The following is a 26,832-nucleotide window of genomic DNA, read 5'->3' as shown; positions in this document are numbered from 1 at the left end:
CGACCGATGGTGAGCGACGTCCTGATCAGTGCCTTGCGCCTCTTCTCAGTGGCCTTCTTCTGGGCCCTGATCATCCGGATCGTCATCGACTGGGTCTTGCCGCGGTCGAGGGGCAGGCGCGACTTCTTGGGCACGCTCTATCGGATCGCCCACGGAGCCACCGAGCCAATCCTGCAGCCCATCCGCCGGCTCATTCCCGACCTCGGCGGACTCGATATTTCGCCGATCATCGCCATCTTCCTCGTCGATTGGATCGTCAAAATCCTGATTAGCCTGCTCGCCCGAGCCGGCTGGTAGACCGCGTAGCTCTCGTCAACCCTTTCGGAGGTGGTCAGATGCCAGTCCTGACGCCGCTTGACGTCCATAACAAGGAGTTCCGCAAGTCGTTCCGCGGATACAGCGAAGAAGAAGTGGACGAGTTTCTCGATCAGGTGGTCCGTGACTACGAAGAAATGCTCCGCGAGATTGACCGGCTGAAGACCGAGTTCGGCCAAGCTGAGGAGAAGATCGCCCAGTTCAAGCGGATCGAGGAGACCCTCAACAACACCCTCGTCGTGGCTCAATCGACAGCCGAAGAGGTCAAGGCCAACGCCAAGCACGAGGCCGACCTGATTATTAAGGCGGCCCAGGGTGAGGCGGAGAAGAAGATCGCCGCCGCCCGCGAGGAGGCCTCCCGGATCGCCCGCGACTACGAGTCCACCCGCAAGGAGGCAGCCTCCTTCCGGATGAAGCTCCGGGGCATGATCCTGGCCCAGCTCGAGGAGTTGGGACGGGAGGAGCCGGGCGAGGCGGCCAGGGCCGAAGATTGAGCGACCCCGGCCCCGGGGGCCCCGGAGTGCAGCTTCGAGAGGTCGCGGACGGAGTGGTGGTCCCCGTCCGCGTGCAGCCGCGGTCCAGCCGGTCGAAGGTCGGCGGGACACGGGGGGGGGCCCTCGTCGTCAGGGTGACCGCGCCGCCGGTGGAAGGGGAGGCCAACCGGGCTCTCCTGGTGACCGTGGCCGACTGGCTCGGCGTCCGCCGCTCCCAGGTCACCCTGGTGGCCGGCGAGACCTCACGCCAGAAACGAGTCCTCGTCACGGGGATCACCCAAGAAGCCGTGGCTGACGCCGTCTCGCGGTTGAGCCGGGAAGGATGACGGGCGACCGGCCGATGGGGCAACTGAATGTCCGGCATACCTGGCTCGAGCGGTCGAGCCGTTTTCTTATTCTGGCGTGAGACGCTACAAGACCCGAATCGGAGGGCACAGCCTTGGATTACGGTCAGACCTTGAATCTGCCGAAGACCGACTTCCCGATGCGGGCCAACCTGCCGGCCAGGGAGCCGGAGATCCAGAAGAAGTGGGACGGCCTGGACATCTATGGCCGAGTGACGGCGGCCCGCGCCGGCCAACCCAAGTTCATCCTCCACGACGGCCCCCCGTACGCCAATGGGGATATCCACATCGGCACGGCGTTGAACAAGATCCTCAAAGACATCGTCGTCAAGTTCAGGACCATGGAGGGCTACGACTCGCCCTACGTGCCCGGATGGGACACCCATGGCCTGCCCATCGAACGACAAGCGATGAAGGTCGAGGGGCTGAGGCGCGAGGACGTCACCGCGGTGCAGCTCAGAGCCCGCTGTCGCGACTTCGCCCTGAAGTACAAGGACATCCAGTTGGCCGAATTCAAGCGGCTGGGGGTCCGCGGCGATTGGGCGAACCCGTACCTGACCCTGAAGCCGGAATACGAGGCCCGACAGATCGAGGTCTTCGGCGAAATGGCCCGCCGCGGCTTCATCTACAAGGGCTTGAAGCCGGTCTACTGGTGCCCGGTCGACCAGACCGCCCTGGCCGAAGCGGAGATCGAATATGCCGAGAAGCGTTCGCCCTCGGTCTACGTGAAGTTCCCGGTGGTCGACGGCAAGGGGGTCATCCCGGCGGAAGACACCTCCGTCGTCATCTGGACGACGACCCTCTGGACCCTGCCGGCCAACCTGGCCATCGCCCTCAACCCGGACCTCGAGTATGCCCTGATCAAGACCGACAAGGGCCGCCTGGTCATCGCCCGGGAGCTGGTCGAGGAGTTCATGAAGACGATCGGCCTCGGCCAGGTGACGGTGGAGAAGACCTTCCCCGGCCGGTCCCTCGAGGGGGCCAGGTGCCGCCATCCCTTCGTCGACCGGGACTCGGTCCTCATCCTCGGTGAGCACGTCACCCTGGAACAAGGCACCGGATGCGTCCACACGGCCCCGGGTCACGGCCAGGAAGATTTCGAAGTCGGCCGGAAATATGGCCTTCCGGTGCTCAACCCGGTCGGCGACGACGGCAAGTTCACTGCCGCCGCCGGCCAGTTCGCCGGCCTCTACTACGAGGACGCCTCCAAGCCCATCGCCGAAGAACTCGAACGCCGCGGGGCCTTGCTCAAGCTCGACTTCATCCGCCACGAGTATCCCCACTGCTGGAGGTGCAAGAGCCCGGTCATCTTTCGGGCCACCGAGCAGTGGTTCGCCTCGGTCGAAGGCTTCCGGGGCGAAGCCCTCGCGGCCATCGACTCGGTCCGGTGGATCCCGACCTGGGGTCGTGAACGGATCCACAACATGGTCGCCGACCGCCAGGACTGGTGCATCTCTCGGCAGCGGGTGTGGGGCGTGCCGATCCCCGTCTTCTATTGCGCCGATTGCGGGGAGACCATCGTCACCAAGGAGTCCATCGCCGCCGTGGCCGATCTCTTCCGCCGAGAGGGCTCGGACGCCTGGTTCACCAAGGACGCCGCCGAGATCCTCCCCGCGGAGGTCAAGTGCCCGTCCTGCGAGAGTCGGAGCTTCCGCAAGGAATCGGACATCATGGACGTCTGGTTCGACTCGGGGTCGAGCCACCTTGCCGTCCTCGCCACCCGGCCTGGGCTCACTTGGCCGGCCGATCTCTACCTGGAGGGCTCGGATCAGCACCGCGGTTGGTTCCAATCGTCCCTGCTGACCGCCGTGGCCACCCGCGGCCAGGCCCCCTACCGGGCGGTCCTCACCCACGGCTTCGTCGTCGACGGCGAGGGCCGGAAGATGTCCAAGTCATTGGGCAACGTGATCTATCCGGAGAAGGTCATCAAGCAGTATGGGGCGGACATCCTCCGCCTCTGGGTATCGTCCTCCGACTACAAGGACGACGTCCGGGTCTCCGACGACATCCTGAAGCAGATGGCCGAAGTCTACCGGAAGATCCGCAATACGACCCGTTTTCTCCTGGGCAACCTCTACGACTTCGACCCGGCCGCGGACCGCGTGCCATACGACCAGTTGGAGGAGATCGACCGCTTCGCCCTCCATCGGTTGCAGGACCTCATCGGTCGGGTCGGCCAGGCCTACCAGGACTATGAATACCACCTGGTCTACCACGACGTCCACAACTTCTGCGTTCTCGACATGTCCGCTTTCTACCTCGACGTCCTCAAGGACCGGCTGTATACCGCAAAGGCCGCCTCACGGGCCCGCCGAGCGGCCCAGACCGTTCTTCACGAGATCCTCCATGCCCTGGTCCGCCTGGTCGCCCCGATCCTGACCTATACGGCCGAGGAGATGTGGGACTACCTGCCGGCCGATCCTGACCGGCCAGCCTCGGTGCAGCTGGCCGACTGGCCCAAGGTGCGGCCCGAGTTCGTCGACGCGAAGCTGGGAGAGAAGTGGGAACGCCTCCTGGTGATCAGGGAGGACGTCCTGAAAGCCCTGGAGGCCGCCCGTCAGGCCAAAGCCATCGGGAACGCGCTGGAGGCGGAGACGGTCATCTGGGCCGAGGGCGAGGACCGCTCGCTGCTCGAGGAGTTCCACGACCAGCTGGCGACAGTCTTCATCGTCTCGGCGGTGACCCTGGCCCCGGCGGGCGCACGGCCCGAGCCGGAAGCCCTGACCGGCGAGCGCCGACCAGAGCTGGCCGTGATGGTCCGCCGGGCGGCCGGGGCCAAGTGCGAGCGCTGCTGGACATACAGCCCAACCGTCGGTCGGGACAAGGACCACCCCGGTCTATGCGAGCGCTGTCGGTCGGCGGTTTCCTGACTCGCCGGCCGTCGGCCGGGAGCGATCAGAGGGCGGCAGGGGGGAGACACGGTGGCTGGCGCTGATGGCAGTCTCTGGCTTTACAACGGTCGGGTAATCAGCCTCTCGCCGGAAGTCGAGGGGGCCACGGCCGTCCTGGCCCAGGACGGCCGGATCAAGGCGGTCGGCTCCGACGAAGTGGTGCGGCGGGCGGCCCGCCCCGGCACACCGGCCATCGACCTCGGAGGGATGACCGTCGTTCCCGGCTTCATCGACAGCCACCTGCACCTCCTCGGCTTCGGGCTGTCCCTGGACAACCTGGACCTCAACGGGGTCCGGTCCATCGCCGAAGTGGTCCGGCTGGTCCGGCAAGAGGCGGCCGCCCTACCGGCCGGGGACTGGGTTTTCGGCCGTGGGTGGGACCAGGACCGGTTCGCCGAGGGGCGATATCCGACCCGCGATGATCTCGACTTGGCGGCCCCCGACCGGCCGGTGTCGCTGGTCCGGAGCTGTGGACATGTCCTCGTCGCCAATACCGCCGCCCTGAGGCACTCGGGGATCACCCGGGAGACCGCCGATCCGCCCGGAGGGCGGATTGACCGGGGCGAGTCCGGCGAACCGACGGGCATCCTCCGGGAGACGGCCAAGGGCCTCCTGAAGTCGCCCGGGCCCAGTCGGGAACGGCTGGAGCGGGCGCTGCGCCTGGCCGTCGAGCGGGCCTTGGCGGTCGGAGTGACCTCGGTCCACACTGAGGACACCAGGGGCGTCGGCTTCGCCCCGGTCTACGACCTCTACCGCCGGTCTCTCGGCCGCGAGGGGTTGCCCTTCCGGGTTTCTATCGACGTGGCCTACGAACATTTGGATGAGCTCGAGGCGGCCGGGTTCAAGACCGGCTCGGGCGACGACTACGTCAAGATAGGGGCGACGAAGCTCTTCGCCGACGGGTCGCTGGGCGCGTCGACGGCGGTCCTCGGCGAGCCTTACAGCGACAACCCGCAAAGTCAGGGCATCCCGGTCCTCGAGGCCGGGGAGATCAGGGAGCGGGTCCGCCAGGCCCATCGGCACGGACTTCAGTTGGCCACTCACGCCATCGGCGACCGGGCGATCGAGCTGACCCTCGACGCCTATCTCCAGGCCCTGACGGAGATCCCCCGGCCGAACCATCGCCACCGGATCATTCACTGCCAGGTGATGCGGCCTGACCAGTTCCGGTGGTTCGCGGCCCTGGGAGTGGTGGCCGACATCCAGCCGAAGTTCATCACCACCGACATGCGATGGGCCGAGAAGAGGGTCGGGCCGGAACGGATCCAGACGTCGTACGCCTGGAAGACCTTCATCGAGGCGGGAGTGCACGTGGCCGGCGGCTCGGATTGTCCGGTCGAACCCCTGAACCCGGCCCTCGGCCTCTACTCGGCGGTCGCCCGGCAGGACCTGGACGGTCGTCCGGAGGGCGGTTGGCTGCCCGAACAGAGACTCTCTGTCGATCAGGCCCTCCGGTTATTCACTCTGGGTGGCGCCTACGCCGCTTTCGAAGAGACGGAGAAGGGCTCGATCGAACCGGGGAAGTTGGCCGACCTGGCCATCTTGCGGCGGGATCCGCGGGACGTCCCGGGGGGCGAGCTCAAGGACCTCCAAGTGCAGATGACCGTGGTCGGCGGGCGGGTGGCCTTTTCGCGGTCATAGGTGTCTGTCCCGGGTGGGCCGGGAGGCGCCCCGGGACCCCCGCACGGCGGGCCACCGTCCGCAGCAAAAACGAATCATAAGCCCCAGCTTTGACGCTTTCCCCCGGCGTATTATGTAACGCGGCGAGAGCCGACGCTTGGGGGGACGGGTTTGGATCGAATCAGGAAAGCAAGAATAGGGCGACCTTCCGTCGCGGCGCACGGGCTGAGGCCCGATGGCGTCGATGGGAAGGTCGCCGACTTGTTGCGGCGGCGGATATTGCCGGCCGTCTGCGTCCGGGCGGACTTGCTCGCCGCAACCCTGTCGCTGTTGCCCGTGACCGTCGGCGAGATGAGGGAATCGTCCTGGCGGGCGATGCGGATGATGGCCTGCCTTTGCGACGCCAAGGAGGAAACCGTCCAGAGAGGCATGGCCCAGTTGAACCGGCTGACCGAGGGGCGCGCCGCGGTGAACCTGACGGCCAGGGTCCACCCGTTGCTCCGCAAGCGGCGCCTGGCCCGGGCCGCCCTGGAGGCCCGCCTGCGCCGGTGCCAGAGAAGAGCGCCCACGGAGGGGCGCTTGTCGCCGGCCGACTGGGAGTTCTCCTGGAGCCTTTTCATCCGGCCGATGCTGGTCCTTGACGCCGAGCTGGCCGCCGAACTCGATGGCCTCTTGACCGGCGGGCAGGACTCCGGCTAGCCCGGGGGCAGCGGTTCGTCCAGGCGGACCAGCCCGGTCTTGATGGCGTAGATGGCGGCCTGCGTCCGGTGGCGGAACTTGAGCTTCCTGAGGAAGTTCGAGATGTGGTTCCGAACTGTCTTCTCGCTGATGAAAAGCCGTTCGGCGATCTCCAGATTGGTCAGGCCCCGGGCGACCAGGACGAGGACCTCGCGCTCACGCGTGGTCAGGCGGCCGACGGTCGGGTCGCCCGGCCGCCCGGGGGACGGGCTGCGCTCAGCCAACCTGGTGATCTCCTGGACGAGCTTGGTGGCGATTCGCGGGTGGAGGATGGACTTGCCCGTCGAACCGACCTGAATGGCCCGGATCAGCTCGGAGCTGCCGACGTCCTTGAGGATATAGCCGATAACCCCGGCCTTCAGCGTCTCCAAGATGTACTCCCGGTTGTTCTGCATGGTCAGGACGATCACTTCGACCGTCGGCCGCTCCCGCTTGATCTGCTTGATGGCTTCCACGGCGGACATGCCGCTCAGGTTGACGTCGGTGACGACGATGTCGGGGTTCAAGGCCAGACACTTCTCGACCAGTTCGTCGTTGGTCGCGGCCTCCCCGACGATGTCGATGCTCTGGTCCTGCTCGAAAAGCTTCCGCATGCCCTGCTTCAACAACGGGTTTCGGTCGGCGATTAGGACCTTGATCCTTTCCATGGGTTCACCTGCCGGCTTGGCTTGGCCCGCGGCCATCTGCGTCAGGTCGGGGGACCTCCCGATATACTATGGCCGACCCCTTCGGAATGCCAACCGAGCCAGGTAAATCGGCAGCTTTGCAGGATTTAGGACCAAAGCGCCGAACTACTCCCAACAGTCTGGCAATCAGCCAGTCAACGAAACGTCCTGGGGGCCACTGGAGACATGCTGGTCAGAGAAATGATCAAGGGCTCGAAGCCGCTCTTCCTCAAGACCGGAGAGACTCTCCGCGACGCCGTCCGCGTCTTCCGGGACGGGCGGGTCGATGCCGCCCCCGTCGTCGACCAGAGCGGACAGGTGATTGGCATCTTCACCCGTTCCGGTCTCTATGGCGGACTGTTGGCCGATCGCCCGCTGGACACGCCGATTGAAGGGCTCTACACCCCGACCGTGGTCACCGTGGACCCCGATTCGGACCTGGAGGACGTCGCGGTGATGGCCAAGGACAGCCGGGTCGGCCAGGCCGTCGTGGCCGAGGGCGGCCGCCCCTTGGGCCTGCTGACCAAGGCCGACGTGGTTCGCGCCCTCCTCGCCGAGTGCGACCGGCTCCGCGGGGAATACGACTCGATGATGAAGCACAAGAAAGCGCTGGAGACGGTCCTTGAGATGGCTTACGATGGACTGGTGGTCGTCGATGAGCGGGGCTACGTGACGATGATCAACCGGCCCATGGCCGACCTCCTGGGCGTCGAGCCCAAAGCGGTCGTCGGCCGGCAGATCACCGAGATCATCGAGAACACCAGGCTGCATGTGGTGGCCAAGACCGGGGTCCCCGAGCTCGGGCACGTCCAGGAGGTCCGGGGCCAGCGGTTCATCGTCTCTCGCCTGCCGATCATCGAGGACGGCCGGCCCATCGGGGCCGTCGGCAAGGCCATCTTCAAGAACATCGACCAGTTGCGCGAGGCCGTCCGCCGGATGGACACGCTCGAGGGTCAGCTGGCCTATTACCGGAACGAGCTCGACCGGCTGAACGGGACCCGCTACACCACCGATAGCATCGTCACTCGGAACGGGCCCATGGAACGTCTCAAGGCGCTGGCCGAGCAAACGGCCAGGGGCAGCGCCACCGTTCTCCTGCTGGGCGAGTCGGGAACGGGCAAGGAGCTCTTCGCCCAGGCCATCCACAACTCATCACCTCGCCACGGCCGTCCGTTCATCAAGGTCAACTGCGCGGCCATCCCCGACCCTCTCCTCGAGTCCGAGTTCTTTGGCTACGCCGGCGGGGCCTTCACCGACGCCCGCAGGAGCGGCAAGCCGGGCAAGTTCGAACTGGCCGAGGGGGGAACGATCTTCCTCGATGAGGTCGGGGACATGGCCCCCTCGCTCCAGGCAAAGCTCCTTCGAGTCCTCCAGGAACGAGAGTTCGAGCGGGTCGGGGGGACCTCGACCATCCACGCCGACGTCAGGATCATCGCCGCCTCCAACCACGACCTCGAGGCCATGGTCGAGCGGGGCGACTTCCGGCGCGACCTATACTACCGGCTCAACGTCGTCACCCTGACCATCCCGCCCCTGCGGGAACGGCGGGAGGACGTCCTGCCCCTGGCCCACAAATTCGTCGAGAAGTTCAACGAGGTCCTCGGGCAGAGGGTCGGTGGGGTGACCCCGGAAGCCGCCGCCGTTCTCCGCGAGTACGACTGGCCCGGTAACGTCCGGGAGCTCGAAAACGTCATCGAGCGGGCGATGAACCTGGGGGCCATCGAGCAGATCGGGGTGGAACACCTGCCGGCGCAATTGGCGGCCAAGCTCGAGGCGGGTGGGACATCGGCTCGGACTAAGGAACTCCTCGGCTACCGCGACGCGGTCGCGCGAGCCGAGACGCAGGCCATCGTCGACGCCCTCCGCAAGGCCGGGGGGAATAAGGCCAAGGCCGCCAGACTACTGGGGATAAGCCGGTCTCATCTCTACGAGAAGATCGCCGAGTACGGCCTGAACCGGAGCGTGGGCGAGGCGGGCGGCTGATCCGTCGCCGAGTCCACGACCACCCGGGCCGCCGGTCGGAAAGGCCGACCCCCGGCAGCGCGAGCCTTCCGGTAAGAAGCCCAGTTTTTATAGGGTTAGACCGCTAAACAGGACAGGTGTCTTCGAAAGAAGACACCTGTTGTCTTGTTGGTCGCCTCCTCCAACCGGTGCGGGCCGTCGGAAAGACCACCTTAGCTGGACATTAGAATTAGTCTTCGGTCCGGCGTTCCGAGCCGGCTGTCCGGCACACTCTTTGCAAAAAGATGAAATGTCCGCAAAGTTAGAACGGGAGGGATTCGCGGTGGAGGAGCGGTCCTGGCACAAGTCCTACCCGGAGAACATCCGGCGGAGCCTCGATTACCCGGATGTGCCGGTCTACAGTTTCCTCGAGACCGCGGCCAGGGACAAAGCAGACAAAGCCGCACTCATCTTCCTCAATCGTCAGTTCACCTATGGTTGGCTCGGAGAACAAGTCGCTCGTCTGGCCACGGCCCTGAGGACGATGGGGGTGAAGCAAGGCGACCGAGTCGCGATCATGCTCCCCAACTGCCCGCAGTACGTCATCTCCTACTATGGGGTGCTGAGGGCCGGCGGTATCGTCGTCCAAACCAACCCGCTGTATGTCGAGCGGGAGCTGGAGTTCCAACTGGTCGACTCGGGGGCCGAGACGATCATCGTCTTGGACCAACTGTGGCCACGCGTCGACAAGGTCCGCCGGAACACCCCCCTGAGGCGGGTGATCCTGACCGGGATGGCCGACTACATGCCCTTCCCGCTGAACCTGCTCTATCCGGTCAAGGCCAGGAAGGAAGGGCACACCATCGGCCGCCCCAAGGGCAGCGGGGCCCTTTCGTTCAAGGATGTCCTCAGCCGGCACGGGGCCAGCCCGCCCGACCTGAAGGTGAATCCGGCCGAGGACACGGCCATCCTCCAGTACACCGGGGGGACTACCGGCATCTCCAAGGGGGCCATGCTGACCCATCGGAACCTTGTCGCCAACGCCATCCAGTGCCGCGAGTGGGACGTCGAGGGGCGGGACGCCGGGGAGGTCATCCTGGCCGCGCTGCCGCTGTTCCACTCCTACGGGATGACCACCTGCATGAACTTCGGGGCCCTGATGAAGGCCCCCGTCATCCTCCTGCCGAGGTTCAACGCCCTCGACGCGATGAAGGCCATCCACCGCTACAAAGTGACCTTCTTCCCCGGGGCCCCCACCATGTACGTGGCGCTCAACAATCACCCCGAGGTCGGGAAGTACCATCTCGACTCGGTCAGGGCCTGCATCAGCGGTTCGGCGCCGCTGCCGGTGGAGGTCCAGCAGAAGTTCCAGGCGATCACCCACGGGCGCCTGGTCGAAGGCTACGGGTTGTCCGAGTCTTCGCCCGTCACCCACACCAATCCGATCTGGGGCAAGAACAAGATTGGGACGATCGGCCTCCCCTGGCCGGACACCGACTGCAAGATCGTCGACCTCGAGACCGGCCAAAAGGAACTGGGTTTCGGCGAGGTGGGTGAGCTCTGCGTCCGCGGGCCGCAGGTGATGAAGGGCTACTGGAACCGGCCCGATGAGACTTCCAAGACCCTGAGGGAGGGTTGGCTCTACACCGGAGACGTGGCCACCGTCGACGAGGAGGGCTATTTCGCCATCGTCGACCGGAAGAAGGACATGATCATCGCCGGCGGGTACAACATCTATCCGCGCGAGGTCGAGGAGGTCCTCTTCGAGCACCCGAAGGTCCTCGAGGCCGCCGTCGCCGGCGTGCCCGACGAGTACCGGGGTGAGACGGTGAAGGCCTATGTCGTGGTCAAGCCGGGGGAGAAGGTCACCGCCGAGGAAATCATCGACTTCTGCCGGGAGCGGATGGCCAAGTACAAGGCGCCCCGATTGGTCGAGTTCCGGGAAAGCCTGCCGAAGACCATGGTCGGTAAGGTCCTCCGGCGGGCCCTCGTCGAGGAAGAGAAAGCGAAGCGAACGGTCGCCAAACCGGCCTGAGGCCAGCCATGATCATTCTCTGTCGCAAGACCACCGTGACCGCCCAGGAGTTGCCGGGCGGCGACCTCCTCGTCCATGGGCAGTTCGAGGACGAGAACCACCTCTTTGACGCTCAGTTGACGGTCAACCGGCAGACCGCCGCCGTGACCTCAGCTTACGCCGCCATGGCCCGGACCCCGTACGGTGAGGTCTGCCGCGGCCCCCTGGCCAACGTGAGCAAGCTCACGGGCTTCGCCATCGGCCCGGGATCCTCGCGGAGGGTCGCCACCGCTCTGGGCGGGCCGACCGGCTGCACCCATCTGGTCGACCTGGTGGTCGAGATCTTCCGGGCCTACATGCCGGCGATGGCCAGGATCGAGGAAATGAGGCTGACCGAGGCCTACCGGAGCCAGGGGGTACCCTCCGGGGAACTGCGGGGGCGGGTCTTCCAGGACATTCAGAGCCTCGGCTGCCAGCTCTTGCCGGACACCTGCGCGGCCTATCACCGAGGCTCGGGAAACGATCTGCCGGCCTGACTCACGACCCCGGGGAGGGTGGCGGGCTGAGAGTGCCGGACGATCTATGACGATCATGTTCCAATGGCCGGGCGGGGCCGATCCTGCCCGGTTTTTTCCGCTCATGCCACTTTTCCCTTGTATTTGCGGGCAACTTAAGAGAAAATGGGCTATGGAGCCTCCCACCGGGGGGCTAAGTGATTTTGGCCGCTTTGGAACGGAGGACACCGTTTGCGAACCGTCCGGGTCACGCCCGAAATGCACGACCGATACGACGAGTACGTCGCCCATGCTCAGAAAGGGCACATTCTGCAATCCTACGAGTGGGGCGAGATCAAGGCCAAGACCGGCTGGACCCCGATCAGGCTGTTGGTCGAAGACCGTTCCGGGCCCAGGGGAGCGGTCTCCATCCTCCGGAGAGACCTGCCCTACGTCGGACGGACGATCTTCTATTCGCCCCGCGGACCCGTCCTTGACTACCGCGACACTGAAGCCTTCGACTGCCTGATCACCCAGGTGCGCCGGCTGGCCCCGGAGAACCGGGCGATCATGTGGAAGATCGATCCCGATGTGGAGGCCCACCGCCAGGACGTCCGGGACCACTTGAAGAGCCGGGGGTTCGGCCTCAACGATCGGGGGGCCGACTTCGAGGGCGTCCAGCCGCGCTTCGTCTTCCGGCTGGCCCTGGAGAAGTCCCTCGACGACCTCTTCGCCGACTTCGCCTCGAAGACCCGTTACAACATCAGGTTGGCCGGGCGCAAGGGGGTCGCCGTCCGGGTGGCCGTCAGGGCCGACCTGCCCGAGTTCTACCGGATCCTGCTGGAGACGGCGAGACGCGACCGTTTCCTGGTCCGGTCCTTTGACTACTTCACCGACCTCTGGGACCACCTCGTGGAACGGGGCTTGGCCCGGCTCTTCGTGGCCGAGCTCGAGGGCCGGATGATCGCCGGGACCCTGGCCTTCATCTTCGGGGATAAGGCCTGGTACATCTATGGGGCCTCGGCCAACGACGCCCGCGAGGTCATGCCCAACTACGCTCTCCAGTGGGAGATGATCCGCTGGGCCAAGGAATCGGGCTGTGTCATGTATGACTTCCGGGGGGTCTCGGGGGACCTCGACCCGAACAACCCGCTTTACGGGCTGTATCGTTTCAAAAAAGGCTTTTCCGGCCAGTTCACCGAATTCATTGGTGAGTACGACCTGGTTTTCTCACCCCTCGTTTACTGGATGTGGAACTGGGGTGAGCCGCTTTACCGCCGCACCCGATCAAAGATCGCGGGTCTCCGACGGCGGGCTACTGGAGGCAATAAGGAGTGATGCTAGTGCAGAGCGGCCGCGGGCCAGAGGCAAGGGCGGCCACGGTCGGCACCATGCGCGGGCCGACCTGGGTGGAAGTCGATCTCGATAGCCTGGCCCACAATCTAGGAGAAGTCAGGAAGCTGGTCGGCCCGAGAGTGGCGATGATGGCCGTGGTCAAGGCCAACGCCTACGGACACGGCGCCCTAGCCGTCTCCCGCACGGCTCTAAGGGCCGGAGCCGGCTGGATCGGGGTGACCACGGTCGAGGAAGGCGCCGAACTCCGCCGGGGCGGCATCCGAGCGCCCATCCTGGTGATGGGGGCGATCCTGCCCGAGGAATCGGCCGCAGTGATCCGGCAGAACCTGACCCCGACGGTCGGTTCGATGGCCGTCGCCCGAGAATTGGACGAGCTTTCTCGGCGCCTGAAGAAGAGGACGAGGGTCCACGTGAAGATTGACACCGGCCTGGGACGCCTGGGCGTGCGCTTCGAGGAGGCCCCGGAGTTCGTCGCCCACCTCAGGGACCTGGAGTGGCTCGAGGTCGAGGGCGTTTACAGTCACTTCGCCAACGCCTTCCAAGCCGACCTCAGCTATGCCCGGCGACAGTTGGCCGCCTTCCATGAGGCGGTGGCCCGGATCGAGGCCGACGGGGTGAAGATCCCCCTCAAGCACATGGCCAATAGCGAGGCCTTGGTGACCCTCCCCGACAGCCGGATGGACCTAGTTCGGGTGGGCAACTTGATGTACGGCGAATGCCCGGTCGGGGTCCCCGCGGTCAAGCTGGACCTGCGGCCCGCTTGGTCGTGGAAGGCCCGGGTGGTCCATACCAAGGCCGTCAGGCGCGGTGAGACCATCGGCTACGGCCGAGACTACGTGGCCCGCCGGGAGATGGTCGTCGCCGTCCTGCCGGTGGGGCTGGCCGAGGGGTTCCGGGTCTGCCCGGTCAAGCGCCCGGCCAATCTCGGGCAGTTGGGACGGTCACTGGCCCGCGAGGTCCTGCAGTACCTGGGATCGGCCCGCTTCGGGGCCGAGGTGATCATCAAGGGCAAAGAAGCCCCGGTCGTCGGAAGAGTGGGCATGCAGACCAGCACGGTCGATGTCACCAGGATCCCGGGCGTGGAAGCCGGCGACGTCGCCACCTTATCGGCCAAACGAGTCATTGTGGCGGAGCGGGTCCCCCGAGTCTACGTCGGGTCCCTGGCCTCGGCGGTCAAGAGCCAGGTAGCGGTGGCCAAGACGGCCGAGGGCCCGCGGGCTCAGGCCCAGGGTCCGGCCCGCGGCCCGGCGCAAGGACAGGCTCAGGCCCGCGGCCAGGGTCAGGCGGCGGGGCGCCCGGGTGAAGGATCGCGTCGCCGCCGGCGATCCCGCGGTGGTGAGCCGAGCGAAGAACGGCGCGAGGCCCAGGTCGAGCGACCGAGCCGGGGGCCGCGGCCCGAAGGACGGACCCAGCCCCGGCCGGACAAGAAGCAGCCGGATGACCGGCCATGGCGGCCCGCCGTGCCGCTGGGGCCCGGCGAGGGCCGTTGGGAAGCGGCCAGGGAGACCACCGAGCCGATCGAAGAGCCCGCTTCCATCGGGATTCCTGAAGAGACAGTTGCCGACCACCTCGCTAGCCGCGAGGAACCGCGGCGGATCCGCGAGGCTGCGCCGGCCAAGCCCGCCGCGCCGGCCAAGCCCGCCGTGCCAGTCGAGCCCGCCGCGCCAGTCGAGCCCGCCGCGCCGGCCAAGCCCGCCGCGCCGGCCAAGCCCGGAGCGCCCGCCGCGCCCGCCGAAGAGGCCGGCGTGACCTGGGAGACCATCGGGTCCTGGGATGGCCCTGAGAACGGGGCAACCCGGCCCAGCGTCCATGAGGAGTTCGAGGCCGCCGGCGAACCCGAGCGCCCATGGGCCGCCCAGCCCGCTGAGACCGCCCCGCCGACGATCCTGACCGGCGAGAGACTGTCCCGTCTCCACCCCTCGGATGACGGCCAGGAGCAAACGGCCGAGGGGTCGGCCGATGCGGCCAAGCGCCCCTTCGGCGCCCGCAAGAAGAAGTCCCTCCGCGGGCCGAAGCGTCGCCGCCACACACCGGGGAAGATCTCATAGCGCTATTAGCGCTATGGCTGAGTGGGGGAGGATTGATGATTGAGCCACCTGATCGTCGTCGCCCTGGGCGGGAATGCCATCCTTCAGGCCGGGCAGGAGGGAACCTTCGGTCAACAGATGGAGGGCGTCTACGCCTCCTGTGACCCGATCGTCGGACTCCTCCGTCAAGGCTACAAGGTGGTCATGACTCACGGCAACGGCCCGCAGGTGGGCAACATCCTGATCCAGAACGAGGAGGCCGCCAAGGTCGCCCCGGCCATGCCTCTCGACGCCTGCGGCGCGGAGAGCCAGGGCTTCATCGGTTACATGATCCAACAGGCCCTGGGCAACAAGCTGCGGGAAGCCGGGGTGGACCGGCCGGTCGTCGCCCTGGTCACCCAGACCCTGGTGGACGCGACCGACCCGGCCTTTCAGAACCCGTCAAAGCCCATAGGTCCGTTCTATACCGAGAAAAGGGCCCAGCGACTGATGGCCGAACACGATTTCAAGATGATCGAGGACGCCGGGCGCGGCTGGCGCAGGGTCGTGCCGTCTCCCGAACCCAAGGCCATCGTCGAAGGTCCGGCCATCAAGGCGCTGGTCGCCTCGGGGGCCCTGGTCATCGCCTCGGGCGGTGGCGGCATCCCGGTGACCCTGCGGGATGGCCGGCTCGAGGGGGTCGAAGCGGTCATCGACAAGGATCTGGCGGCCATGCGCCTGGCCGCCGACCTCGACGCCGACGTGCTCTTGATCCTCACCGACGTGTCCGGGGTGGCCGTTGACTACGGCCGGCCTGCTCAGCGGTTTCTTCGTCGGATGACGCCGGCCGAGGGTCGGGCCTACCTGGTCGAGGGTCACTTCAAGGCGGGGAGCATGAAGCCGAAGGTCGAGGCGGCCCTGCGCTTCGTGGAGTCGGCCGGCGGGGGCGGGAGCCGTCGCCGGGCGGTCATCGGAGCCCTGGCCGAGGCCGACCGCGCGGCCCGGGGAGAAGCCGGGACGGTGGTCGAGGTCTGACGGGCGCGTTCGGCGCCGATATGAAGGCCAGGAAAGTTCGTTGCAGCCGGCCCGGTTGGGGGCCGGCTTTTGCCGTCCTTCCGTCCGACGGGCATAATAGCCTTGTCTTGCGACCGCACGGGGCGGGAGGCAACCCATGGCCCAGATCGACAACGGACTGGTCGAGCGGCTCATCCGGAAGGTCGAGAAGCTCTCCGAGAGCATGGAGAAGATGAAGCTGGCGGAGTACGTGTACCTCCTCCAGCACCCCTGGAGGCTGCTCTACGTCAACTTCATCGGCGGGGTCGCCCGCGGGTTTGGCGTGGCCATGGGCTTCACCCTGATCACCGGGGTCGTCCTCTATCTTCTGCAGAGACCGCTCCTGGCCAGGCTGCCCTATATTGGAAACCTCATCGCCGAGCTGGTCCGGATCGTCAACATCAAGCTCGGCCAGTGAAGGGCGGCTCAAGACCAAAGCCTACCGACCAACCGGAGGGATACGTTCATGAACGGTGACCGACCAAATCAGCGGCCCGCGGCCGGGCCTGGGGCCTTCGATCCCGAGGCCGTCCGGCGCCGCCTCCTCGACCAACAACGCGAGTTCCGGGGCATCCGCGACACCATCGTCCATCGCAGTTTCGATGAGGGCGAACAGTCCTCGGTCCAGGAACTGTCGTCGTATGACAACCACCCGGCCGACCTCGGCACGGAGACTTTCGAGCGGGAGAAGGATTTCGGTCTCATCGGCAACGAGGAAGTCTTCCTCGACCGGATCGGGCGGTCCCTCGAGAAACTGGATGAAGGAACTTACGGAGTCTGCGACGTCTGCGGCCGGCCGATCGATCCGGAGCGACTCAGGGTGGCCCCGGAATCCACCCGGTGCGTCGAGTGCCAGAAAGAGACCGACGGCCTTCCGGATCCGCACCCGCGGCCGGTCGAGGAGGACGTCCTCTACCCGCCCTTCGGCCGGAGCTGGACAGGGGACAAGGATGGGGTGGCTTTCGACGGTGAGGACACCTGGCAGGCGGTGGCCCGCTATGGGACGGCCAGCGGTCCCCAGGACACGCCGGGGCGGGATCTCACCGGGAACGTCTTCGGGGACGCCGAAGAACCAGACGGGACGGTCGAAGAGGCCGAGGGCTTGGTCGACGAGAAGGGCGAGCCCATTCTGGACGCGCGCCGCCGCGGGCTGGTCCGGCCGCCCGGCTCGAAGCTCGAGGATTGAAGGGCTCTTCCGGGGCGTGGTAGAATGAACCAGGATGGCAGACCGCCACCGGAAAGGGTGTCACCACTGGGAAAGGCATCGTGGCTACCGCTTGGTCTTGTGGCCCTGGCCGTCATCGTCCTCGATCGGCTCTCCAAGGCCATCGTCGTTCGCAAGATGGCCGAGTTCCAATCGATCCCCGTCATTCCGGGGGTCTTTCATCTCACCTATGTCCGCAACCCCGGGGCGGCGTTCAGCCTCTTGCCCGACAAGACCGGCTTCCTGGTCGTCGTCGGCCTGGTAGTGGTCGTCGGCATCGTCGTCTTCGGCCCTCGGCTGGTCCGGATGGGCGCCGTCTATGCGGCGACCCTGGGGCTGATCCTCGGGGGCACCCTCGGAAACCTCTGGGACCGCCTGAGAGGCGGCCTCGTCGTCGACTTCCTCGACCTCCGGGTTTGGCCCGTCTTCAACGTCGCCGACAGCTCACTGGTGGTCGGGGTACTGATTCTGTCCTATTTGATCATCCGCGCCCCGGACGGGGGCCCGCTCGCCGGGGACCGTCCAAGCGGCGGGGGAGGGGAGACCTAGGATGCCGGCCCGCACCATCGACCTCATCACCGGCCCCGGCGACGACGGGCTGCGCGTCGACCAGTTCCTGGCCTCCCGGCCGGAGGCCGACCTGACCCGCTCCCACGCCCGGCGCCTGATCGACGAGGGACGGGTGACCGTCGACGGCGAAACCGTCAAGGCCAGCCGCAAGCTGGCCGCCGGGGCCGCCGTTCGGGTCGCGGTCCCCGCCCCGGAGCCGCTCCAGGTGGTCGGCGAGGACATCCCGCTGGACATCGTCTTCGAGGATGCCGACCTCCTGGTGATCAACAAGTCCCGGGGGATGGTCGTCCACCCGGCGGCCGGGCACGGCCATGGGACCCTCGTCAACGCCCTCCTTCGCCACTGCAAGGACCTGTCGGGGATCAACGACGTCATCCGCCCCGGCATCGTCCACCGCCTCGACCGCGATACCACCGGCCTCTTGGTCGTGGCCAAGACCGATCAGGCCCACCTGTCCCTGGCCGAGCAGATCAAGGACCGCCGGTTGAAGCGCCGCTACCTGGCGGTGGTCTCGGGCGGGATCAAGGACGACCGCGGCGTCATCGAGGCCCCCATCGCCCGACACCCCGTCGACCGCAAGCGGATGGCCGTGGTCGAGGGGGGACGTCCGGCCCGGACCAGGTTCACCGTCAGAGAACGCTTCCCCCGGGCGACCCTGGTCGAGGCCGAACTGGACACCGGTCGGACCCATCAGATCCGGGTCCACTTCAGCTTCATCGGCCACCCCGTCCTCGGCGACCCGGTCTACGGCCCCAAGAAGAAGGTTCCCTTCGTCGAGGGGCAGGCCCTGCACGCCTGGTCGATCAGCTTCCGCCACCCGCGGACGGGCGAGGAGATGACCTTCACCCGCGAGCCGCCCGGCGACTTCGAGACCCTCGTGGGATGGCTGCGGGGGCAACGCTGAGCGCCTGCCCAGACTGGGAGCTAAAGAGAAGACCGCCCGACATCGGGCGGTCTTTGACTTACCAGGGAACTCATTCGTCTGGGCGACTCAAGAGTGGCGAGCGGGGGCCAGGGCGTGCTCGGCTCGCGGCCGCATGTCCACATAGAACGGGACGATGGTGACGATGACCCCCTCGGTGTAACGGAACTCCCGGAGGATGAGGTCGGCCGTGCCGTTGTGGAGGTAGGCGTCAAAGGGCTCGTTGGTGACGACGATCGGCACCAAGAGTTGGATCAGCGCCCCGGGGTCGGCGGCCCGTAGACCGTCGAGGTAATTCCGAAGAGGCCCAACCACCTCCCGATACGGCGAGTTGAGGACGACCAGGGGCACCCCATGGTGGCGCTTCAAGTCCCATTTGGCCTTGATCCGATCGCCATCCTCGGGGTCGACGGCCACGTAGACGGCGGTCATGTCGGGCGAGATCCGGCGGGCGACCCTCAGGGAGTGGTCGATGACCGGGCTGAGCCGGCCGATGGTCAGGACGGTCTTGACCCGGCGGGCGTCGTCCATCGTCAGGTGTTCGTCAAGGAGGCTTCCGACCCGTTGCTTGAACCGCACATAGTAGCCCTTGACCCGCAGCGCGAAGGCGACGATCAGGGGGACCAGGACGAGGACGATCCAGGCTCCGTGGGTGAACTTGGTCACGCCGATGATCACCAGGACGATGGCGCAGAGGACGGCCCCGAGGGCGTTCACGGCCAGCGACCACCAATGGATCCACGGCGATTCACCGGTCTTGCGCGCTTCCTTGACCCAATGCACGACCATCCCGGTCTGGGACAAGGTGAAAGCGGTGAAGACGCCGACCGCGTAAAGGGGGATCAGGAGGTGGGTGCTGCCGCGGAAGACGACCACCAGGACCGAGGCCAGGAGAGCCAGGAGGGTGACCCCGTAATTGTAGACCAGGGTGTCTCCCCGGTTGGCGAAGCGCCGCGGGAGGAAGCCGTCGCGAGCCATGAACCCGGTCAGCCTGGGGAAATCGGCATAGGCCGTGTTGGCGGCGAGGAGGAGGATCATCGCCGTGGCCGCCTGGATCACGTAGTAGAGGGGGTTCTGGCGCCCGAAGACGGTCCGGGCGATCTGGCTCATGACCGTCTCGCCCTCCCGCGGCAGGGCTCCAAACCCGAAAGCCAGGAGGGTGATCCCGGCAAACATCGTGTACAGCAAGGTCCGCTCGAGGTTCATGGTGACGATGGCGTTCCTCGTCTCCGGGGGGCGGAAGGCCTGAACCCCGTTGCTCACGGCTTCCAGGCCGGTTAGGGCGGTGCAGCCGGAGGAGAAGGCCCGCAGGATCAGGAGGAGGGTGACGCCGTTGGTGGCGGCTCGGAAGTCCGCGTTGCCGAAACCGAAGCCGAAAGCGGGGCTGATCACCGGATGCCAGTCACCCCCCAGCACCTTGAGCAGACCGAAGCCGATCAGGACGAGGGTGCTGATGACGAAGGCATAGGTAGGGATGGAGAAGATGAACCCTGACTCCCTCGCCCCGCGCATGTTGACGAGGGCGATGACCCAGATGGCCAGAAGTTCGAGGACCACTTCGTGGCCGCGGAGGGCCGGGACGGCCGAAACCATGGCGGCGATCCCGGCGGCCGTCGAGACAGCCACGGTGAGTATGTAGTCGATGAGCAACGCGGCGCCGGCCGTCAGGCCGGCGAGGGTGCCCAGGTTCGACCGGGAGACGATGTACGACCCCCCGCCCGAAGGATAGGCCCGGATCGTCTGCGAGTACGACCGGGCGACGATGAGGACCAGGGCGACGATGGCCAGGCCGATCGGCAGCGAATAGACGGTGGCCGCCGTCCCCGCGGCGATGAGGATGTAGAGGATCTCCTCAGTGGCGTAGGCCACTGAGGACAGGCCGTCGGCGCTGAAGACGGCCAGCGCCGAACCAATGCTCAGGCGCTCGCGGTGCTGTTGGTCGGTGCGCTTGGGGCGGCCGAAAAGGACCCGCCGGGCCCGACTGGTCAGTTCGTAGGCTGGACTTGACACGTTAGGATACTCCTTTCACCGCCGCCTTCGGCGCCGGCCGGCCTCAAGGGCGCAAAAAGACGACCCCGAAAGGGGTCGTCCACGGCTCTCGTGGGGCGGCTCCTTCGACCAAACGCTTACGGGGTTAGCTGCCGGGTTCGGGCGGTCGAAGACGCCCTAGCCGCCGTCAGGCGGGATTCACCCCGAGTAGTGGGTCCCCCGTTCCATGAATGGATTCAGCGCTTCACAAGTTTTCAGTATAGTACCGAATGGACGCCGTGTAAACGGCGGCTAGCAGTCGCTTTGGCCATCGGTCGGCGGGCACCGGCGGTGGCGCGACCTTTTCACTGTCGACTCGTGCCGGCGCGCGAGCATGGGCACCGGCGCGAAGTCGGGCGATTCGCTTCTTCCAGGCAATCCATAACCGGAAGACCAGCTCAAGGGTATTGCATAAATATGCGCATGGAGGTATAATCAGAGACATATCCGGCATATCGTCTAGTGACCCTGTAGTTCGGCCGCTCCGCGCATGGACGGCCACCTGAAGCAAGGGGAGGGACATCGGTTGAAGAAGGTAGTCCTGGCTTATTCCGGCGGTCTCGACACGTCGATCGCCATCCGTTGGTTGAAGGAGAGGTATGACGCGGAAGTCATCGCCCTGTCCGTCGACGTGGGCGAGGGGAAGGATCTCGAGTTCATCAAGGCCAAGGCCCTCAAGATCGGGGCCAAGAAGTCATACATGATCGACGCCCGCGAGGAGTTCGCCAGGAACTACGTCTTCCCGGCCCTCAAGGCCAACGCGGTCTATGAGGGGCGCTACATGCTCTCATCGGCCCTGTCCCGGCCGCTGATCTGCAAGCTGCTGGTGGCGGTGGCCGAAGAGGAAGGGGCCGACGCCGTCGCCCACGGATGCACCGGCAAGGGCAACGACCAGGTCCGCTTCGACGTGTCGGTGGCCGCCCTGAACCCGGACCTGAAGGTGATCGCCCCCGTCCGCGAGTGGGTCATGTCCCGGGAGGAAGAGATCGACTACGCCAAGCGCCACGACATCCCCATCCCGGTCGGCAAGCGCAACCCCTACAGCATCGATGAGAACCTCTGGGGCCGGAGCATCGAGTGCGGCGTCCTCGAGGACCCCTGGGTCGAGCCCCCGGAGGAGATCTACGCCTGGACGGTGAATCCGGTCAAGGCCCCCGACCAGCCGCGCTACGTCGAGATCACCTTCCAGGCCGGCGTGCCGGTCGCCCTCGACGGGCAGACCATGGGGCCGGTCGAGCTGATCGAGAGCCTCAACAAGCTCGCCGGGGCCCACGGGGTCGGCCGGGTCGACCACATCGAAAACCGGCTCGTCGGGATCAAGTCGCGGGAAAACTACGAGTGCCCGGCGGCGACCGTCCTGGTGACCGCTCACCGCGACCTCGAGGACCTTTGCCTGCCGCGCGAGGTCGGTCATTTCAAGCCGGGGATCGAGCAGAAGTATGCCGAGTTGGCCTATTTCGGCCTGTGGTACTCACCCTTGATGAAGGCGCTCGACGCCTTTGTCGACTCGACCCAGCGGACGGTCTCGGGGACGGTCCGGGTGAGGCTGCAGAAGGGCACCTGCGCGGTGGTCGGACGGCGCGCGGCGGCCTCGATGTACGATTTCAAGCTGGCCACCTACGACAAGGGCGACGCCTTCGACCACAAGGCGGCCAAGGGCTTCATCGATATATGGGGTTTGCCGACCCGCGTCTTCGCCAGCGTCAACGCCAAGGGGAAGCGGGGGAGCCACCCGGCCCAGAGCGTTGTGGCCGGCGAGTAGCGGGGGGTGTTCCCTTGAAACTTTGGGGCGGACGGTTTCGCAAGAACGCCGACGAGAGGGCCGCGAGTTTCACGGCCTCTCTTTCTTTTGACCGGCGTCTTTATCCGCAGGACCTCCAGGGAAGCCGGGCGCACGCCCGAATGCTCGGCCGGTGCGGGATCCTCTCCGAGGCCGACGTGGCGGCCATCCTCGGCGGTCTCGACCAAGTCGAGGTGGAGATCGCCGGCGGGACCTTCCCCTGGCGGCCCGAGCTGGAGGACATCCACACCAACGTCGAGCGGCGCCTGACCGAGCTGATCGGCCCGGCCGGCGGCCGTTTGCACACCGCCCGCAGCCGCAACGACCAGGTGGCCCTGGACATGCACCTCTACATGAAGGAGGTCCTGGCCGGGGTGATCGCCTGGGTCCGCCGGGTCCAGGGGGTCATCGTCGACCGGGCCGAGCAGCACCTGGGCGTGGTCATGCCGGGCTACACCCATCTCCAGCGGGCCCAGCCGATCCTCTTCTCCCATCACCTGATGGCCTATTTCTGGATGCTCGAGCGGGACCACGCCCGCTTGGCCGGCTGCCTGAACCGGACGGATCAGTCGCCCCTCGGCGCCGGGGCCCTGGCCGGGACGTCCTTCCCGATCGACCGGGGGATGGTCGCGGACGAGCTCGGCCTGGCTGGAATCTATGAGAACAGCATCGACGCCGTCTCCGACCGCGACTTCCTCCTCGAATTCCTGGCCGACGCGTCGATCCTGATGGTCCACCTCAGCCGGCTCGGCGAGGAAATCGTCCTCTGGTCGACGGCCGAGTTCGGGTATGTCGAGCTGGACGACGCCTTCGCCACCGGCTCCAGCATCATGCCCCAGAAGAAGAACCCGGACGTGGCCGAGTTGGTCCGGGGCAAGGCCGGGCGGGTTTTCGGGAACCTGGTCGGCCTCCTGAGCACGGTCAAGGGCCTCCCCCTGGCCTACCACAGCGACCTCCAGGAGGACAAGGAGGCCGTCTTCGAGGCCGTCGACACCATCGAGGCCGTCCTCGAGGTCACCGCCGGGATGCTGGCCACCCTTCAGGTCAAGGAGAAGGTGATGGCCGACGCCGCCGGCGGAGGCTTCTCTACGGCCACCGAGGTCGCCGACTACCTGGCCCGCCGGGGGATGCCTTTCCGCCAGGCCCACGAGGTGGTCGGCCGGCTCGTCCTGCATTGTCTGGAACGCGGCCGCTCCCTGACTGACCTCGATCTGGCCGACTTCCGCGGCTTCTCCGAGGCCTTCGAGGCCGACATCGTCGAGGCGGTCAAGCCGGAGACGGCCGCGGCCGCCAAGACTTCGGCCGGTGGGGCCGCGCCGGAGCGGGTGGCCGAACAGATCGCCGCCGCCAAGCGGCGACTTGGCGCCGGCTGAACTCAGCCCGTCACACCCCCGAGCGGAGTCCCGGGCGGGGTCGTTTCTTCAGCGCGCTGAAGGCCAACATGCCGGCCGTCCTGGCCAAGGCCATCCCGGCCGCCCAGCTGTCGAAGCTCTCGGATCCGGAGATCCTCCTGGCGCCCCAGGTGACGACCCAGATCAAGGGGATGTTCGCCGCCTTCGGGGCCCAGGGCCAGGCCCTCTTCAACCAGTTCAGGCTGGCCATCCGGCAGAGCTTGGCGACCGTCTTCATCCGCGAGATCCCGCTGCGAAAGAACCACCACGAGTCGCCGGTGCTGGAGGCCCTGGAGGAGGACGGCAGCCGAATCCAAGAAACCGAATCTCACGACACCGAATCCGAGAAACCGTTTGACAGTCCATCCCACTTCTGCTAAGATACTTTTGAACGAAGGGTTCCTTATAAGCCAGGTCCGGCGAGACCGGCTAAGGAGCACCCGCCTGTACGTGAGGCCGCTTCTTGCCGCTCGGCAAGAAGCTTTTTTGTGCCCGGCCGGCGGACAGGCCGTCCGGCCCCGGCGGTTCCAGGGTCGGTTCCGGGAGTTCCGGGACATACTCGTAACGGACCGAGCGGAGCGCCGCCCCCGGGCGCGGTCCCGACAAACCCAGCGGGAGGGGACGTCATGAGCATCAACCTCGTTGAGAAGGCCCAGATCATGGACGCGGAAGCGATCCGCCGGGGGATGGTCCGTATCGCCCACGAGATCATCGAGCGGAACAAGGGCACCCAGGACCTCATCCTCATCGGCATCAGGCGTCGGGGGGTCCCCATCGCCCAGCGACTGGCGGCGATTATCGAGGAGATCGAGGGGAGCCGGGTACCGGTGGGGGTCCTCGACATCACCCTCTACCGCGACGACCTGACCACCCGGACCGAACAGCCGGTGGTCCACCGGACCGAGGTGCCGGTGCCCATCGCCGGCAAGACCGTCGTCCTGGCCGACGATGTCCTCTACACCGGCCGGACCATCCGGGCCGCCCTCGACGCCCTGATGGACTTGGGCCGGCCGGCGATGATCCAGGTGGCCGTGTTGACTGACCGGGGTCACCGCGAGCTGCCCATCCGGGCCGACTACGTGGTCAAGAACGTTCCGACCTCGAAACGCGAGGTCATCGAGTGCCACCTGACCGAGGTCGACGGTGGCGCGGACCGCGTGATGATCATGGAAAAGGCCGAGGGTTGACGCCCCGGTGAAATAGAGAACCGCAAGGCCCTTGACTTCGGTCCGGTGAGGCTGGAAAGGGCGAGCGCGAGCTGCTTCGTGTGCCCGACCTCCCCCCCGGACAATCTACGGTGGGGAGGTTTCATTTTGCGCCGGAATAGCCCAGAAACGAGGTGTTCCCAGTGAGGCTGTCGAGCAAGGACATCCTTGGGCTCCAAGAGATGAGCACCACCGACATGCAGCTGATCCTGGACACGGCCGAGTCGCTCAAGGAGATCCTCAGCCGGCCGATCAAGAAGGTCCCGACCCTGCGCGGCAAGACCGTCCTGACCCTCTTCTACGAGCCGAGCACCCGGACCAGGACCTCCTTCGAACTGGCCGGCAAGTACATGAGCGCGGACACGGTCAACATCGCCACGACCACCTCCAGCGTGGTCAAGGGGGAGACCCTCCGGGACACGGCCAAGACGGTCGAGGTCATGGGGATGGACATGGTCATCATGCGCCACCCCATCTCCGGCTCCTGCTACTACCTATCCAAGGTCCTTGACTGCTCGGTGATCAACGCCGGCGACGGCATGCACGAGCACCCGACCCAGGGCCTCCTGGACATGTTCACCATCCGCCAGAGGAAGGGCCGGCTGAAAGGGCTCAAGGTGGCCATCATCGGCGACATCTTCCACAGCCGGGTGGCCCGATCGAACATCTGGGGCCTGACCAAGATGGGGGCTGAGGTCGTCGTGGCTGGCCCGTCGACCCTGATCCCTCCGTACATCGAGGAGATGGGGGTCAAGGCCTACACCCGGGTTGAAGAAGCCATCGAGGGCGCTGACGTCGTCAACGTCCTGCGCCTGCAGCTCGAGCGCCAGCAGCGGGGGCTTTTCCCGAGCACCCGTGAATACGCCCGGATCTTCGGGATCAACCAGGCCCGCCTGGTCCTGGCCAAGAAGGACCACCTGCTGATGCACCCGGGCCCGATGAACCGGGGAGTCGAGATTTCCACGGAGGTCGCCGACGGCGACCACTCCACCATCACCGAGCAAGTCACCAACGGCGTGGCCGTGCGGATGGCCATCCTCTATCTCCTGCTGGGAGGGGCGATCGATGAAGCTGCTGATTAAGGGCGGGCGGGTGATCGATCCGGCCAACCGGGTCGACGCGGTCCAGGACGTGCTGGTCAAGGACAAGAAGATCGCCGCGGTCGGCAAGGACCTCGGCAGCTCGGAGGCGGCTGAGGGGGCGAAGGTCGTCGGCGCCCGCGGCAAGCTGGTCGTCCCGGGGCTCATCGACATCCATGCCCACCTCCGTGAGCCGGGCTTCGAGTACAAAGAGGACATCGCCTCCGGGACGCGGGCGGCGGCCAGGGGTGGCTATACATCGGTCGTGGCCATGGCCAACACTAAGCCGGTGATCGACTCGGCCAGCCTGGTCAGCTTCGTCAAGGAACGGGCGGCGGCCACCGGGGTGGTCAATGTCTTCCCGGTGGGGGCGGCCACCAAGGGCCAGAAGGGCGAGGAACTGGCCGAGATCGGCGACATGGCGGCCGCCGGCGCGGTGGCCATCTCCGACGACGGGCACCCGATCCAGAACGGGGAAGTCATGCGCTGCGCCATCGAGTATGCCAAGATGTTCAAGCTGCCGGTGATGTCCCATTGCGAGGATCGGCCGCTGGCCGGCGACGGGGTGATCAACCTCGGCCGCGTGTCGACCCTTCTGGGCCTGAGGGGGATGCCCGAGGCGGCGGAAGAGGCCATGGTCGCCCGGGACCTCCTGTTGGCCGAGATGACCGGCGGCCACGTCCACATCACCCACGTCTCCACGGCCCGCTCCCTTGAACTGA

At 66.5% G+C, this 26,832-nt stretch carries 24 protein-coding genes and 1 riboswitch; of the genes, 22 read left to right on the top strand and 2 right to left on the bottom strand.

Annotated features, from left to right (window positions below; genetic code table 11):
• From VGL40_14575 to VGL40_14550, 6 genes are all read left to right on the top strand, one after another.
• Nucleotides 1-297 (top strand): YggT family protein (locus VGL40_14575; GenBank protein HEY3316487.1); only part of this gene is annotated, 297 nt, incomplete at its 5' end.
• Between the two features lie 38 nt (nt 298-335).
• Nucleotides 336-809: a DivIVA domain-containing protein gene (locus VGL40_14570; protein ID HEY3316486.1), complete on the top strand. Its 474-nt coding sequence runs from the start codon at nt 336-338 to the stop codon at nt 807-809.
• 26 nt (nt 810-835) lie between these two features.
• Nucleotides 836-1,135, top strand: a complete 300-nt coding sequence (locus tag VGL40_14565) for a DUF167 domain-containing protein (protein ID HEY3316485.1) — start codon at nt 836-838, stop codon at nt 1,133-1,135.
• Nucleotides 1,136-1,248: 113 nt separating this feature from the next.
• Nucleotides 1,249-4,023, top strand: a complete 2,775-nt coding sequence (ileS, locus tag VGL40_14560; GenBank protein ID HEY3316484.1) for an isoleucine--tRNA ligase — start codon at nt 1,249-1,251, stop codon at nt 4,021-4,023.
• Between the two features lie 51 nt (nt 4,024-4,074).
• Nucleotides 4,075-5,685 (top strand): amidohydrolase, encoded by a 1,611-nt coding sequence (locus VGL40_14555; GenBank protein ID HEY3316483.1) that lies wholly within the window; start codon nt 4,075-4,077, stop codon nt 5,683-5,685.
• A gap of 243 nt (nt 5,686-5,928) precedes the next feature.
• Nucleotides 5,929-6,363: a hypothetical protein gene (locus VGL40_14550; GenBank protein ID HEY3316482.1), complete on the top strand. Its 435-nt coding sequence runs from the start codon at nt 5,929-5,931 to the stop codon at nt 6,361-6,363.
• On the opposite strand, the gene VGL40_14545 is transcribed toward VGL40_14550, so the two are convergent.
• Nucleotides 6,360-7,049, bottom strand: coding sequence for a response regulator transcription factor (locus VGL40_14545; GenBank protein HEY3316481.1), 690 nt, complete (start codon nt 7,047-7,049; stop codon nt 6,360-6,362). The genes VGL40_14550 and VGL40_14545 overlap by 4 nt on opposite strands.
• 204 nt (nt 7,050-7,253) lie before the next feature.
• Here VGL40_14545 and VGL40_14540 point away from each other — a divergent pair, with 204 nt between their 5' ends.
• The 10 genes from VGL40_14540 to VGL40_14495 all read left to right on the top strand — a co-directional run bounded on the left by VGL40_14540 (nt 7,254) and on the right by VGL40_14495 (nt 18,609).
• Entirely contained in the window at nt 7,254-9,050 is a 1,797-nt protein-coding gene (locus VGL40_14540) for a sigma 54-interacting transcriptional regulator (protein HEY3316480.1), read from the top strand.
• Between the two features lie 301 nt (nt 9,051-9,351).
• The gene (locus VGL40_14535) at nt 9,352-11,043 is read left to right on the top strand and encodes a long-chain fatty acid--CoA ligase (GenBank protein ID HEY3316479.1); all 1,692 of its coding nucleotides are present in this window, start codon (nt 9,352-9,354) and stop codon (nt 11,041-11,043) included.
• Nucleotides 11,044-11,051: 8 nt separating this feature from the next.
• A complete protein-coding gene (locus VGL40_14530) occupies nt 11,052-11,558 on the top strand; it encodes a DUF2889 domain-containing protein (GenBank protein HEY3316478.1) in 507 nt (168 codons plus the stop codon).
• 237 nt (nt 11,559-11,795) lie between these two features.
• Entirely contained in the window at nt 11,796-12,854 is a 1,059-nt protein-coding gene (locus tag VGL40_14525; GenBank protein ID HEY3316477.1) for a peptidoglycan bridge formation glycyltransferase FemA/FemB family protein, read from the top strand.
• A complete protein-coding gene (alr, locus tag VGL40_14520) occupies nt 12,854-14,920 on the top strand; it encodes an alanine racemase (GenBank protein HEY3316476.1) in 2,067 nt (688 codons plus the stop codon). Before VGL40_14525 ends, alr begins: the two co-directional genes overlap by 1 nt.
• A gap of 39 nt (nt 14,921-14,959) precedes the next feature.
• Nucleotides 14,960-15,913 (top strand): carbamate kinase, encoded by a 954-nt coding sequence (gene arcC / locus VGL40_14515; protein HEY3316475.1) that lies wholly within the window; start codon nt 14,960-14,962, stop codon nt 15,911-15,913.
• A gap of 136 nt (nt 15,914-16,049) precedes the next feature.
• The gene (locus VGL40_14510; protein ID HEY3316474.1) at nt 16,050-16,349 is read left to right on the top strand and encodes a DUF5665 domain-containing protein; all 300 of its coding nucleotides are present in this window, start codon (nt 16,050-16,052) and stop codon (nt 16,347-16,349) included.
• Between the two features lie 48 nt (nt 16,350-16,397).
• The gene (locus tag VGL40_14505) at nt 16,398-17,117 is read left to right on the top strand and encodes a TraR/DksA C4-type zinc finger protein (protein HEY3316473.1); all 720 of its coding nucleotides are present in this window, start codon (nt 16,398-16,400) and stop codon (nt 17,115-17,117) included.
• 57 nt (nt 17,118-17,174) lie between these two features.
• Nucleotides 17,175-17,684: a signal peptidase II gene (lspA, locus tag VGL40_14500; protein ID HEY3316472.1), complete on the top strand. Its 510-nt coding sequence runs from the start codon at nt 17,175-17,177 to the stop codon at nt 17,682-17,684.
• Between the two features lies 1 nt (nt 17,685).
• Nucleotides 17,686-18,609, top strand: a complete 924-nt coding sequence (locus VGL40_14495) for an RluA family pseudouridine synthase (GenBank protein ID HEY3316471.1) — start codon at nt 17,686-17,688, stop codon at nt 18,607-18,609.
• Nucleotides 18,610-18,696: 87 nt separating this feature from the next.
• On the opposite strand, the gene VGL40_14490 is transcribed toward VGL40_14495, so the two are convergent.
• A complete protein-coding gene (locus VGL40_14490; protein HEY3316470.1) occupies nt 18,697-20,637 on the bottom strand; it encodes an APC family permease in 1,941 nt (646 codons plus the stop codon).
• Between the two features lie 97 nt (nt 20,638-20,734).
• Nucleotides 20,735-20,868: riboswitch (cyclic di-AMP (ydaO/yuaA leader) on the bottom strand.
• Between the two features lie 277 nt (nt 20,869-21,145).
• Here VGL40_14490 and VGL40_14485 point away from each other — a divergent pair.
• From VGL40_14485 to VGL40_14460, 6 genes are all read left to right on the top strand, one after another.
• Nucleotides 21,146-22,417 (top strand): argininosuccinate synthase, encoded by a 1,272-nt coding sequence (locus VGL40_14485; GenBank protein HEY3316469.1) that lies wholly within the window; start codon nt 21,146-21,148, stop codon nt 22,415-22,417.
• Nucleotides 22,418-22,431: 14 nt separating this feature from the next.
• The gene (gene argH, locus VGL40_14480; GenBank protein HEY3316468.1) at nt 22,432-23,808 is read left to right on the top strand and encodes an argininosuccinate lyase; all 1,377 of its coding nucleotides are present in this window, start codon (nt 22,432-22,434) and stop codon (nt 23,806-23,808) included.
• A gap of 68 nt (nt 23,809-23,876) precedes the next feature.
• Complete coding sequence (locus VGL40_14475; GenBank protein HEY3316467.1) at nt 23,877-24,206, top strand: hypothetical protein; 330 nt, start codon at nt 23,877-23,879, stop codon at nt 24,204-24,206.
• Between the two features lie 246 nt (nt 24,207-24,452).
• Nucleotides 24,453-25,013 carry a bifunctional pyr operon transcriptional regulator/uracil phosphoribosyltransferase PyrR gene (gene pyrR, locus VGL40_14470; GenBank protein HEY3316466.1) on the top strand — a complete coding sequence of 187 codons (561 nt, stop codon included), beginning with the start codon at nt 24,453-24,455 and terminating at the stop codon, nt 25,011-25,013.
• A gap of 161 nt (nt 25,014-25,174) precedes the next feature.
• Nucleotides 25,175-26,113: an aspartate carbamoyltransferase catalytic subunit gene (locus tag VGL40_14465; protein HEY3316465.1), complete on the top strand. Its 939-nt coding sequence runs from the start codon at nt 25,175-25,177 to the stop codon at nt 26,111-26,113.
• On the top strand, nt 26,097-26,832 hold a 736-nt coding region (locus VGL40_14460; protein HEY3316464.1), incomplete at its 3' end, for an amidohydrolase family protein. The genes VGL40_14465 and VGL40_14460, both read left to right, overlap by 17 nt.

The sequence above is a fragment of the Bacillota bacterium genome, assembly GCA_036504675.1.
Classification (GTDB): domain Bacteria; phylum Bacillota; class Sulfobacillia; order JAJYWN01; family JAJZPE01; genus DASXUT01.
Note: the sequence above shows the minus strand (reverse complement) of the source record. Positions and strands in the feature narration are given on the sequence as shown.